The organism is Amorphus orientalis (assembly GCF_030814015.1).
GTDB classification, from domain to species: Bacteria; Pseudomonadota; Alphaproteobacteria; order Rhizobiales; family Amorphaceae; genus Amorphus; species Amorphus orientalis.
The window spans coordinates 173010-185026 of sequence record NZ_JAUSUL010000003.1 but is presented as its reverse complement, the minus strand read 5'-3'; the positions used below and the strand labels follow the sequence as shown (position 1 = coordinate 185026).

8 protein-coding genes are annotated in these 12017 nt (G+C 67.9%); 4 read left to right on the top strand and 4 right to left on the bottom strand.

All coding sequences use genetic code 11. The features are described 5' to 3' along the window. Window positions 1-212: 212 nt before the first annotated feature. Window positions 213-1412, top strand: a complete 1200-nt coding sequence (locus tag J2S73_RS15300) for a multidrug effflux MFS transporter (RefSeq protein WP_306886487.1) — start codon at window positions 213-215, stop codon at window positions 1410-1412. A 39-nt stretch (window positions 1413-1451) separates the two neighbouring features. Here the strand turns inward: J2S73_RS15300 and J2S73_RS15295 are convergent, their stop codons facing one another. Beyond that, the gene (locus J2S73_RS15295; RefSeq protein WP_306886486.1) at window positions 1452-3695 is read right to left on the bottom strand and encodes a transglycosylase domain-containing protein; all 2244 of its coding nucleotides are present in this window, start codon (window positions 3693-3695) and stop codon (window positions 1452-1454) included. Window positions 3696-3880: 185 nt separating this feature from the next. On the opposite strand from J2S73_RS15295, the gene polA reads away from it, so the two are divergent. From polA to J2S73_RS15280, 3 genes are all read left to right on the top strand, one after another. Continuing rightward, window positions 3881-6886: a DNA polymerase I gene (polA, locus tag J2S73_RS15290; RefSeq protein WP_306886485.1), complete on the top strand. Its 3006-nt coding sequence runs from the start codon at window positions 3881-3883 to the stop codon at window positions 6884-6886. Window positions 6887-6985: 99 nt separating this feature from the next. Then, window positions 6986-7354 carry an MliC family protein gene (locus tag J2S73_RS15285; RefSeq protein WP_306886484.1) on the top strand — a complete coding sequence of 123 codons (369 nt, stop codon included), beginning with the start codon at window positions 6986-6988 and terminating at the stop codon, window positions 7352-7354. A 261-nt stretch (window positions 7355-7615) separates the two neighbouring features. Then, a complete protein-coding gene (locus J2S73_RS15280) occupies window positions 7616-8113 on the top strand; it encodes a tautomerase family protein (RefSeq protein ID WP_306886483.1) in 498 nt (165 codons plus the stop codon). A 26-nt stretch (window positions 8114-8139) separates the two neighbouring features. Here the strand turns inward: J2S73_RS15280 and J2S73_RS15275 are convergent, their stop codons facing one another. Genes J2S73_RS15275 through J2S73_RS15265 form a run of 3 tightly spaced genes read right to left on the bottom strand, consistent with a single transcriptional unit; the run spans window position 8140 to window position 11865 of the window. Then, window positions 8140-9075, bottom strand: coding sequence for a glycosyltransferase family 2 protein (locus J2S73_RS15275; protein ID WP_306886482.1), 936 nt, complete (start codon window positions 9073-9075; stop codon window positions 8140-8142). A gap of 10 nt (window positions 9076-9085) precedes the next feature. Continuing rightward, complete coding sequence (locus J2S73_RS15270) at window positions 9086-10036, bottom strand: glycosyltransferase family 2 protein (RefSeq protein ID WP_306886481.1); 951 nt, start codon at window positions 10034-10036, stop codon at window positions 9086-9088. Then, entirely contained in the window at window positions 10033-11865 is a 1833-nt protein-coding gene (locus tag J2S73_RS15265) for an ABC transporter ATP-binding protein (RefSeq protein ID WP_306886480.1), read from the bottom strand. Before J2S73_RS15265 ends, J2S73_RS15270 begins: the two co-directional genes overlap by 4 nt. Between the last annotated feature and the right edge of the window lie 152 nt (window positions 11866-12017).

The window sequence follows — 12017 nt, the reverse complement described above, 5'->3', positions numbered from 1 at the left end:
GATTGATTAAGTCCGGGCCGGAAATGCGGTAGGGTCGGCCCCGCCCGCCTTCGACGGCCCGCGTCGTGCATGATCGCCGGCGGGGACGCGTCATCGGGCGCGTCCATCCGATTTCCCGCGTCGAGCCTGTCCCGCATGCGCCCCGTGTTGTTCTCCATCCAGTCCGGCTGCGCCGGACGTTCGCCGGTCCGTGCCGAAGCGGGACCGGTGTCATGCTGAAGCCCGGCACCATCGCGCTGACGGCGCTTCTCGCCACGCTGCAGGCCGTGGGGCCGATCGCGACCGACACCTATTTGCCGTCGCTGCCCTCCATCGCGGTTCATCTGGACGCGTCGATCTCGACGGTCCAGCTGACCCTGTCGGTTTTCCTGATCGGGTTCGCCCTGGCCCAGATCGTTTACGGTCCGGTCTCCGACCGGTTCGGGCGCAAGCCGGTGCTGATCGTCGGCCTGGCACTCTACTGCGCGGCCTCGTTCGCCTGCGCGGTGGCGTCGTCGATCGAACTCCTGATCGTGGCGCGGTTCTTCCAGGCGCTCGGCGCGGCGGGGCCGGTGGTGCTGTCGCGCTCCATGGTGCGCGATCTCTACGAAGGCCGCCGGGCGGGCACGGAGCTTTCCCGCATGGGCACGATCATGGGGCTGATGCCGGCGGTGGCGCCCTCGATCGGCGGCGTGCTGGATCTCTTCTTCGGCTGGCGTGGACCGCTGTTCGCCGTCTTCGCGCTGGCGATCGTCATCCTGCTGCTGGTGATCTTCCGCCTGCCGGAAACGATCCGGGAGCGGGTGCCGGAACGGTTGACGCCGAAGAGCTTCCTGTGGGGTTTCGGCCCGGTGATCTCCGACGCCGGCTACCGGGTGCACGTCGCAATCGTCTGCTTCACCTACGCCGGCATCTTCGTGTTCATCTCCGGCGGCTCGTTCGTGCTGCAGAATGTCTACGGCCTGTCGAGCGTCGTGTTCGGCCTCGTCTTCGGCATGTGTGCACTGTCCTATGTCGCCGGCACACTGCTCGGCCAGCGGCTGCTGCAGCGTCTCGGCGTGGCGCGCGCGCTCGGGGTCGGCTGCTGCTTCCTCGCTGCCGGCGGGACCGCGATGGTCCTCGCGCTGGTCGTCGGGATCGACCATCCGGCCGCGGTCGTGGTGCCGCAGATGATCTACCTGGTCGGCGTGGGACAGGCGCTGCCCCAGGGTATGGCCGGAGCCCTGATGCCGTTCACGAAACGTGCGGGCGCGGCCTCATCGCTGCTGGGCTTCACCCAGATGGTGTTCAGCGCGGGCGTGGGAACGGTGCTCGGCCTGCTCCTGCACCGGGGCGCGCTGCCGATGGCGCTCTTTCTCGCCGTGTGCGGCATCGGCGCGCTCGCAACCTATCTCGCCTCCCGGAACGTGCGGGCGCGCGGACCCCAGTGGTAGGCGTGGCCGGTCGGGCGGACCCGACTGACCGAAGGCGTATCAGCCGCCGAACAGCCGCCGGAAGAAGCCGCCGCCGTCGACGTTCTGCTCCGGCGGAACCCAGGCGCCGTGGGATCGGCGGTTGCCGCCGGGCTGGCCGGACGACACGGTCGGCGAGGCGTCCGGATTGGGGCCGTCGAGCGGCACGTCGGCGCTGGCGACCGGCACCGAACCGCTGACCTTTGCGCCCGGCAGATCGGCCACGGCCATGCCCTGGTGGACCTCCTGCATCACCGAGCGCCAGAGTTCGGCCGGCGCGCTGCCGCCGGTGGCGCGCTTGGTGGAGGAGTTATCGTCGTTGCCGAGCCAGACGCCGGCGGTGAAGTAGGCCGTGTAGCCGACGAACCAGGCGTCGCGCCAATCCTGGCTGGTGCCGGTCTTGCCGCCGGCGGGCCAGCCTTCGATCTGGGCGCGCTGTGCGGTGCCGGAGGTCAGCGCTTCTGAGAGCATCGCGTTCATCTGGCCGACCTGGAGGTCGGAGATCACCCGGCCGGGGCCGGTGCCCGATCGCTTGTAGAGGACCTTGCCCTCGCTGGTGACGATCCGCTGGATGACGTGCGGAACCACGCCGAAGCCGCCGTTGGAGAACGGCACGTAGGCGGAGGTCAGCTCCAGCAGCGTGACCTCCGACGTGCCAAGCGCAATGGAGGCGTTCGGATCGAGCTTGGAATGGATGCCGAGCCGGTGCGCGGTGCGGACCACGTTCGACGGCCCCACCTGGTCGGCCAGCTTGGCGGCGATCGTGTTCAGCGAGTGGGCGAGGCCCCGGGTCAGGGTCACCGGACCGTAATGCTTGCGGTTGTAGTTCTCCGGCGACCAGTTGCCGATCTTCACCGGCTCGTCGACCAGGATCGTCTCGGGCGTGTAGCCCAGTTCCATCGCCGTCAGATAGACGAACGGCTTGAACGAGGAGCCCGGCTGCCGCTTGGCCGTGACCGCGCGGTTGTACTGGCTCTTGCGATAGTCGCGGCCGCCGACGAGGGCCTTCACCGCGCCGCCGCCGTCCATCACCACGATCGCGCCCTGTTCGACGCCGAGCTTTTCGCCCTGCTCCGACAGCGTGGTCTGCAGCGCCGACTGGGCCATTTCCTGCAGGCCGAGATCGATCGTGGTTTCGACGACGATGTCCTCGTCGATCGCGCCGACGAAGCCGGGCAGCACGTCGTTGACCCAGTCGGCCACGTAGCCGGCGCTGGGCGAGGTCGCGCGGGAGACCACCTGGGCCGGATTGGCCGAGGCGATCTGGGCCTCGATGGGCGTGATGTAGCCTTCTTCGGCCATCGCCTGCAGCACCACACGGGCGCGCGCGGCGGCGGCTTCGGGATGGTTGGTCGGCGCGTAGCGGGTCGGCGCCTTGAGGAGGCCGGCGATCATCGCCGACTGGGCCAGATCGAGATTGCGGGCGGAGGTGTCGAAATAGCGCTGCGCGGCGGCATCGACGCCATAGGCGCCAGCACCGAGATAGACCCGGTTCAGATACATCTCCAGGATCTCGTCCTTGGAGTATTTCGCCTCCAGCCAGAGCGCCATCAGCACTTCCTGCATCTTGCGCTCGATGGTGCGTTCCGGCGTCAGGAAGAGGTTCTTGGCGAGCTGCTGAGTGAGCGTCGAACCGCCCTCGACAAGGCCGCCGGCGCGCAGGTTCGACGCGGCGGCGCGCGCCAGACCGATCGGATCGATGCCGAAATGGTCGCGGAAGCGCCGGTCCTCGATCGCCATCACAGCTTCGGGCAGATGCGGGGACATTTCGGCAAGCGTGACCGCCTGGCCGCCGGTGTCGCCACGGTTGGCGATCAGGTCGCCGCGCTCCGACACGATCTTGACGTTCGGCGGACGCTCCGGGACGGCCCATTCCGACGTGGGTGGAAGGGTCGCCGCGTAGTAGGTGAAGAGGCCGACCACGCCGATCACGCCCCATACGGCGACGAACATGGTCCAGCCGAAGAGGCGCCGGATCAGGCTGCGCTTGCGCCGCCCGCCCCGGCGTCCGCCGCCGCCACCCTGACCGCCGCGTCCGCGTCCGGTGCCACCGTTCCCGCCATTGCCGCGCGCAGGCGCGGCGGCCTTGGTCCGGCCGCGCGGGGTGGGTGCATCGCCGGAGACAGCCTTGCGGGTGCCGGAGGCCGGCTTGCGGCTTGCCCCGCTCGCCCGCTCGGCACGAATCGGATGCAGGTCGAGGGTCTGGCCGGCAGAGGCCGGCTTGCGACGCGGAGGACGACCATCCGAGGGCCGACGCGGTGCCATGATTGACGGATTTCCCTTCTGACGCGGTCACTTGCGACCGATTCGGTCACGCCGTTCGGTCCACAATGACCGATTGGAGGCTAGATGTGGCGATTTAAGGGGGGGTAAAAGACCGTCCTGCGGCAGGGGCGACGCCGACACGATTCGCCCTCGACCCGACCCCGAGCGGAAGGCAACATCCCGATATGGCGAACGCTTCGAACCAGTCCGCCCCCGTCTCATCCCGTCCGCCGGGACCCGGCGACCACGTCTTTCTCGTGGACGGCTCGTCGTTCGTCTTCCGGGCCTACTTCCAGTCGATGAACCAGGACCGGAAGTACAACTACCGCTCCGACGGTCTGCCGACCGGGGCCGTGCGCCTGTTCTGCAACAAGCTGTTCCAATTCATCCGGGATGGCGCCGTCGACATCAAGCCGACCCATCTGGCCATCATCTTCGACAAGTCGGAAGCCTCGTTCCGCCGCGAGATCTATCCCGACTACAAGGCCCACCGGCCCGAGCCGCCGGAAGACCTGGTGCCCCAGTTCCCGCTGATGCGCTCGGCGGTGAGCGCCTTCGGCATGATCCCGATCGAGCAGGACCGCTACGAGGCCGACGACCTGATCGCGACCTATGCCCGCCAGGCGCGGGAGGCGGGCGCCGACGTCCTGATCATCTCCGCCGACAAGGACCTGATGCAGCTCGTCGGCGACAAGGTGGCCATGTACGACCCGGCCTCGGGCGAGCGCAGCCGCGGCTCCTTCCGCGCGGAGCGCCGCATCGGGTTCGACGAAGTGGTGGAGTATTTCGGCGTGCCGCCGGAGAAGGTCGTGGACGTGCAGGCGCTCGCCGGCGATTCCACCGACAACGTTCCCGGCGTGCCGGGCATCGGCAAGAAGACCGCGGCCCAGCTGATCGAGGAATACGGTTCGCTGGAGGACCTGCTCGCCCGCGCCGAGGAGATCAAGCAGCCGAAGCGGCGGCAGAACCTGATCGAGAACGCCGAGCTCGCCCGCATCTCGCAGCAGCTCGTCAAACTCGTCGATGACGTGGATGTCGAGGTGCCGCTTGCCGACGTCGCCGTCCACGACCCGGACCCCAAGGCCCTGATTGCGTTCCTGAAGGCGATGGACTTCACCACGATCACGCGCCGGGCGGCCGAGATCTACGAGGTCGACGCCGCGTTGATCGAGCCCGATCCGGCCTTTGCCGGTCCGCAGGAGAGCACCGGGGGCGCGGCATCCGGCGACGCACCGGAGGCTGCCGCGGTTTCGGCGGCGGCCGAACTCGCCACCGACGTGGCGGCCCACTCGCCGGAAGCGCTGGCCGCCGCGCGGGCGGCGGAAGCCGTGGCGACGCCGGTCGACCGCTCGACCTACGAGACGGTCCGCACGCTGGAGGATCTCGACCGCTGGATCGTGGAGGCCTACGCGGCGGGCGTGGTCGCCGTCGATACGGAAACCACCTCACTGTCGGCGATGGCCTGCGATCTGGTCGGGATCTCGCTCGCCACGGCGCCGGGGCGGTCCTGCTACATCCCGATCGGCCACAAGTCCGGCGAGGCGACCCTGTTCGATGACGGCGCGCTCTTGGAGGGACAGATCCCCTACGGCGAGGCGATCGCGCGGCTTAAGCCGCTTCTGGAGGATCCGACCGTCCTCAAGATCGCCCAGCACATGAAATATGACTGGCTGGTGCTGGCGCGCTGCGGCATCGAGGTGGCGCCGTTCGACGACACGATGCTGATCTCCTACGCCGTCGATGCCGGCGTCGGCGCCCACGGCATGGACGAGCTCTCCAAGCGCTGGCTCGGCCACACGCCGATCGCCTACAAGGAGGTCTGCGGCACGGGCAAGTCCCAGATCACCTTCGACCGGGTGCCGCTGGACAAGGCGACCGAGTACGCCGCCGAGGACACCGACGTCACGCTCCGGCTGTGGCGGGTGCTCAAGCCGCGGCTCGCTGCGCAGAAGGTCACCACCGTCTACGAGACCCTGGAGCGGCCGCTGGTGGAGGTGCTGGCGCGCATGGAGCGGCGCGGCGTCATGATCGACCGGCAGGTGCTGTCCCGGCTGTCGGGCGACTTCGCCCAGAAAATGGGCGCCGTGGAGGAGGAGATCCAGGAGCTTGCCGGTGAGCCGTTCAATGTCGGCTCGCCCAAGCAGCTCGGCGAGATCCTGTTCGACAAGATGGGCCTGCCCGGCGGCAAGAAGACCAAGACCGGGGCCTGGGCGACCGGAGCCCAGGCGCTGGAGGATCTCGCGGCCGAAGGCCATGAGCTGCCGGCCAAAATCCTGGAATGGCGGCAGTGGTCGAAGCTGAAATCGACCTATACCGACGCGCTGCCGGGCTACATCAACGCCGAGACCGGGCGCGTCCACACCTCGTTCGCCATGGCCTCGACCACGACCGGGCGGCTGGCCTCGTCGGAGCCGAACCTGCAGAACATCCCGATCCGTACGGAGACCGGCCGGGCGATCCGCTCCGCCTTCATCGCCGCGCCGGGCACCAAGCTTCTGGCGGCCGACTACAGCCAGATCGAGCTTCGGGTGCTGGCCCACATGGCCGACATCCCCCAGCTCAAGCAGGCCTTCGCCGACGGGCTCGACATTCACGCGCTGACGGCGAGCGAGATGTTCGGGGTTCCGGTGGAGGGCATGGACCCGATGGTCCGCCGCCGGGCAAAGGCGATCAATTTCGGCATCATCTACGGGATTTCGGCCTTCGGGCTCGCCAATCAGCTCGGCATCGCCCGGGGCGAGGCGGGCGAGTACATAAAGCGCTATTTCGAGCGCTTTCCGGGCATCCGCGACTATATGGACGCCACCAAGGCGTTCGCCCGCGAGCACGGCTACGTCACCACGATCTTCGGCCGTAAGGCGCACTATCCGGAGATTGACACCAAGAACCCGTCGATGCGCGCCTTCTTCGAGCGCGCGGCCATCAACGCGCCGATCCAGGGCTCGGCCGCCGACATCATCCGCCGCGCAATGATCCGGATCGAGCCGGCGCTGGAGCAGAAGAAGCTCAATGCGGGCATGCTGCTGCAGGTCCACGACGAGCTGATCTTCGAGGTGGCGGAGTCCGAGGTCGAGGCGACGATCCCGGTGATCAAGCAGGTGATGGAAAGTGCCAGCGACCCGGCCGTCGCACTGTCCGTCCCGCTCGAGGTGGAGGCGAACGCGGCGGACACCTGGGCCGACGCCCACTGAGCTGCGGCCCTGTCGCCGGACAGCTTTCAGGATTGTAAGTTGGAAACGCGTCCCGTTTTCGCGAGGATCGCACCCGCGCCACGAAAGGGAGAGCTGACGATGAAGACGATTGCCCTGAGCCTTGCCGCCGCGCTCGTGCTGGCTCCGGCCGGAGCGGCGCTTGCCGCGGACCCGTCCGCCACGATCTCCATCGACGTGCCCGGCGCCGACGAGGCGACGTCCCAGAAGGTCACCTACACCTGCGGCGACAAGACGGTGGCGGTGGACTACCGCAACGCCGGCTCCGTCTCGCTGGCGCTCCTGACCATCGACGACGACTTCGTGGTGGCGGCCAACGTCATGTCGGGCTCCGGCGCGCGCTACGCGGGCGGGAAATATATCTGGTGGAGCACCGGCCAGGACGCGGCGAGCCTGACCGATCTGATGACCGACGATCAGACGCCGGTCGACTGCACGGCGACGAAGTAGACAGATCCCGGGCGGCGGACCGGTTCCCACGTTTCCTGGCTTTGGTCTTTCCTCCGCAAAGCCGGCCGCGAAACCGGTTCCCACTTTCGCTGGCTTTGCTTGCCAGCGCGCGACCGCGCACCGGGCGGTCAGGCTCAAGTTGGTTCTCTCCGGCATCCGCTCACCCCCGCGAAAGCGGGGGGCCATAGGGAGTCCGCGCCAAATTCAGACAGGATCAGAGTGCAATGTGGGCCGTCCCCCGTCTTGGTCTTCCGTGTGGGGATGGTCTATCGCACCTTCCATGGGCGAGACACCGGTGTTTTAAGTGGTTTTACTGGAATATACCGGATCGAGGTTCTTTCCCATTCCCAGGATCGTCGAATGCCGTTCAATAAGCTGCATGTGCCTCAAGATCTTCCGGCCTCTATGTGCCACGCGATCAACGATCTCCTACACGAATGCCTGGTCGAAACCTGCGGGGTAAACCCGGACGATTTCTTCTGTATCGTGTCGCGCTATCCGGCCGACGATATGATCTTTCACCCGACCTTTCTGGGCGATCGGGACCCGGCGGCGACGATCGTCATCGAGATCGCGCTTCTGGCTGGCCGGTCCGATGAGCAGAAGGAAGCCCTCTTCGTCGACATGCGCAACCGTCTCGCCGGCATCGGCTTCGAGCCGGCCAACTCGATCATGTTCCTGATCGAAAACAATCCGATCGACTGGTCGTTCAGTCCGGCAGGATCGGTGAAGTCGGTCCTTGGTCGTTCAAACGGTTGAGGCTCGTTCGAGCGTCATCACCTCCTTCACCCCACATGGTCCTCGCCGTAGAAGCGGGGACTGGCACCGCGCCACCACGAGAGCTTGCCGAGACCGCTCAGCGCGACCGATGTGAGTTGCGGCGGCCAGTGGCCGGCAAGGCGGCCGATGAGCGCGAGCGGACCGGCCAGGGCCACCTGGGCGGCACCCTTCGCCATCTGAACCGCGATCTCGCGCCGCGCCGGCGGGCGCAGCATCGACGGAACGAGGCAACGGATCCGGCCGCTGACATAGCGCCGACGCCAGATATAGGCATGGTCCAGCCGCGAGGCGGGCACGTGTTCGACCACGGCCGGTCCGGCGCACCAGACCATGCGGGCGCCTGACTCCCGAAGCGTCTTGAACAGCAGGATGTCCTCGCCGCCGATCCGGTCGAGACGTGGATCGAACCGCAAACCGGCCGCGAAGCAGGAGCGGTTCATCAGCGCGCCGGTCAGCGGAAGATAGTCGCACCGGTCGGACACGGGCGTCCAGGATTCCTCTCGCAGATCCTGGGTGAAGGCGGACGCGAACCAGGCGGCATCTGCGGGCGGATTACCCTCAAGAACGGCGTGGCGCGGGCCGAACACGGCGTCAGCCTCACCGTTGTCCAGACAGGCGAGGCGGGTCGCGAGCCAGTCCGGCGGTGCGGTGCAGTCGTCGTCGAGAAAGCCGACGATCTCGCCGGATGCCGCCTCGATCCCGGCATTGCGTGCGGTCGCCACGCCCATGCGCGGTTCATGAACGGTGCACAGGCGTACGCCGTCCGGGCAGGGGATTTGCGCACACACGGCCTCCGCCCCGCCTTCCGGGGCGTTGTCGACCACGACGATTTCCAGGACGTCCCCTGCCAGCCCCGTCTGGGCGGCGAGCGACGCGACGGCGCGGGCGAGCCCGTCCGGCCGGCGCAGGGTGGGGACGATGACGGAAACGGTTCGGGCCATGGCGCGCCGGTCAGGACGGCGGGTCGGTCGGCGCCGAGGCAGCGGACGCCCCGGTCACAGCCCCGGCGGCCTTGGCAGGCCGGCGCCGCAGTTCGAAGTGGACCGGCCACAGGAGCTTGCCGACGGCTCCGGCCAGCCGCAGCAGGAGAAAAGCGCGCCGGTCGGGTCCCAGAAGCGGGCTCACCGCTGCCGCCACGCCCAGGCCGCCGGTCTGCAGCACGGCCTTGGCCAGGATCTTGGCGGCGGTCAGCGGCTTCGACCGGCTGTAGCGGATCTGGGTGCGGGCGAAGTGCTGCCCGCCGGCAAACTCCCGCTTCATGTTGTAGCGAACGCCGAGCCGGTCGGCGGGAACGAACTCCCAGGCCATCGCCTCTGCGCACCATCCGAAGCTGCGCCCCCGGCTGGCGAGCCGGGTGAAGAAGTCGGTATCGGTCCCACCGGTGAACATCATCTGCGGGTCGAACGGGAACGGGTCGGTGATGCAGGTCTCCCGGCGGATCAGGACGCCGTTGGTCGCCCGGCTCTTGGCGGTGCGGCCGTAGAGCCGCTCGATGGCCGGCGGCGGGCTCACGTCCGGCTCGGAATAGACCGGCGCGACGTTGGAGAACATGCAGTCGTCGCCGGTTTCCTCCAGGGCGCGCGTCATCAGGTCCAGCCAGTCGGGGGCGAGGGTCTGGTCGTCGTCGACGAAGCCGATCACCGGGCTGGAGGTGGCGCGGATGCCGGCGTTGCGGGCGTTCGGAATGCCCGGCGTCGGCTCATGGACGTAGCGCACCGGCACGGGCGCGGTGGCGGCGATCTCCGAGACCATCGCCTCGGCGGAGGCGGCCGGGTTGTTGTCGACGACCACCACCTCGAACCCGCCCGAAGGCTGCGGGGACTGGGCGATGCAGGTGTCCAGACATTTCCGCAGAAGGGCGGGGCGGGCGTAGGTGATGACGATGATGCTGACGGCGGTCATGATCCCATCCGTGGTTCCGGTCCGGCTGCGCCCGCGGCTTCGGTCGCCTGTTCGGTAATGGACAGGATGTGGCCCTCGCCGAGCTCCACCACCCGGTCGCACAGGCCGAGCGAGGCCTGCTGGTGGGTGACGAAGATCATGGTGTAGTCGTCGCGTTTCAGGCCGGCGATGGCCGACAGCAGATGGCGCTCGGTCTGATCGTCGAGGGCGCTGGTCGCCTCGTCGAAGATCAGAACGCTGGCGCGCTTGTAGAGGGCACGGGCGATGCCGATGCGCTGGCGCTGGCCGCCGGACAGCCGCACCCCGCGTTCGCCGACGATGGTGTCGTAGCCGTCCGGCTCCTTCCCGATCAGATCGGTGAGCTGGGCCCGCTCGGCGCACTCGCGCACCCGCGCCATGTCGATGGCTTCCCGGGGGCGGCCGAGCGCGATGTTCTCGGCGATCGTTCCGTCGGACAGGAAGATCGCCTGGGGGACGTGGGCGATCTGGGCCTGCCAGGCGCGCCGGTTGTCCCGGGTGATCTCCACGCCATCGACCCGGATCGCACCTTCGGAGGGCGCGATCAGTCCCATCAGGAGGTCCATCAGCGTGCTCTTGCCGGAGCCGGTCTTGCCGACGACACCGATCCGTTCGCCCTTCGCGATGGCGAGGTCGATGGCGTCGAGCACGGTCTCGCCGTCGGGCGTGTAGCGGAACGTGAGGTGGTCGAAGCGGATCTCGCGCTCAAATTCCACGGGCGCGGTCGGGGCGGCGGCCTGGAACTCCGGCGGAATCTCCTGATCCAGGAACACGAGCACGTCCAGAAGCACGGACCGGCTGCCGGCGGCCCGGCTCCAGCCGGCATAGACCTTCTGGGCGAGCGGAAGCAGCCGCTGCGCACCGAGGGCGAGCGCGCCGAGCACGGGAAGCGAGGCGATGATCCCGCCTTCCGTCCGGCTCAGCCACAGCGCCAGTGAGACGATGATCATGATGCCGATGCCCTCGGCGGCGAAGCGCGGCAGCACGGCGAGCGAGAAGTTCACCGCCTGGGCCTGGCGCAGGCCGGTCTCCACCTGGGCGAATTTCTGGACGTAGGCCTCCTGGGTGCCGTCCAGCAGAATGTCGCGGATGTCGCCGAGGCCCTCCTGCACGGATTTGACCCGGTCGGTCTGCGCGGCCGCGATGCGCACGCTGTTGCGGTTCAGGAGCGGCTTCACCAGACGGGTGATGGTCAGATAGATCGCGGCGAAGGCGGATCCGGCGATCAGGGCGCTGCTGGCGTCGATGACGAGGAGGGCGAGAATGATGAAGATCGCGACGAAACCGGCCAGAAACGCCTCGAAGAACGGCAGCAGCACGTAGAAGAGCAGAATCTGCGTCGAATTCGTGACGGCTATGACGTCGCTGGAATTCTGGTTCAGATGGTAGGAATAGGGCTGATAAAGCGTCTTGCGGTAAGCGTCGATGCCGAAGTCGTTGGCGATCGCGAAGACGTACTTGTAGACCGCGCGGTACATCACGATGCTCATGGTCGCTGCGAGGAGCGCGACCGTGATCAGCACGCCGCTGGCGATATAGACCGCATTCGGCGCCGACAGCAGGCCCGGCGGGATCAGGGTGTCGATGACCGCCGGGTTGCCGGCTGACGCCGCATCTGTCCCGAACAGGACCGCCAGGAACGGCACCACCGCGCCGAGCGTGACCAGCTCCGCCATTGCGCCGACGAACATCAGGCCCAGAAGAAAACCGAGCTCGCGCCGACGCGCCGCGGACAGGTGCCGGTAGAACCGCCTGAGAAGCGACAGGAGCGAGTCGTCGGCCGGGGTGGCGGAGGGCGTGACGGAGATCATGATCGACGAAACCGGCTTTGGAGTCCGGCATCGGTAGCGCCGGTGACATGAGCGGAGTGCGTCCAGTCGTGCACGCAGCAGACGTCTAATGTCCAGATTTTAAGGATGTATAAGCGACCGATAAAGCTATATGCACCGCGACTGCGAGCCGG

What these genes read in the sequence shown, in the direction of transcription:
- J2S73_RS15270 (WP_306886481.1), bottom strand. Translation starts at nt 10,036, where the DNA reads ATGACCGCCGTCAGCATCATCGTCATCACCTACGCCCGCCCCGCCCTT.
- J2S73_RS15275 (WP_306886482.1), bottom strand. Translation starts at nt 9,075, where the DNA reads ATGGCCCGAACCGTTTCCGTCATCGTCCCCACCCTGCGCCGGCCGGAC.
- J2S73_RS15300 (WP_306886487.1), top strand. Translation starts at nt 213, where the DNA reads ATGCTGAAGCCCGGCACCATCGCGCTGACGGCGCTTCTCGCCACGCTG.
- J2S73_RS15280 (WP_306886483.1), top strand. Translation starts at nt 7,616, where the DNA reads ATGGTCTATCGCACCTTCCATGGGCGAGACACCGGTGTTTTAAGTGGT.
- J2S73_RS15285 (WP_306886484.1), top strand. Translation starts at nt 6,986, where the DNA reads ATGAAGACGATTGCCCTGAGCCTTGCCGCCGCGCTCGTGCTGGCTCCG.
- J2S73_RS15295 (WP_306886486.1), bottom strand. Translation starts at nt 3,695, where the DNA reads ATGGCACCGCGTCGGCCCTCGGATGGTCGTCCTCCGCGTCGCAAGCCG.
- J2S73_RS15265 (WP_306886480.1), bottom strand. Translation starts at nt 11,865, where the DNA reads ATGATCTCCGTCACGCCCTCCGCCACCCCGGCCGACGACTCGCTCCTG.
- polA (WP_306886485.1), top strand. Translation starts at nt 3,881, where the DNA reads ATGGCGAACGCTTCGAACCAGTCCGCCCCCGTCTCATCCCGTCCGCCG.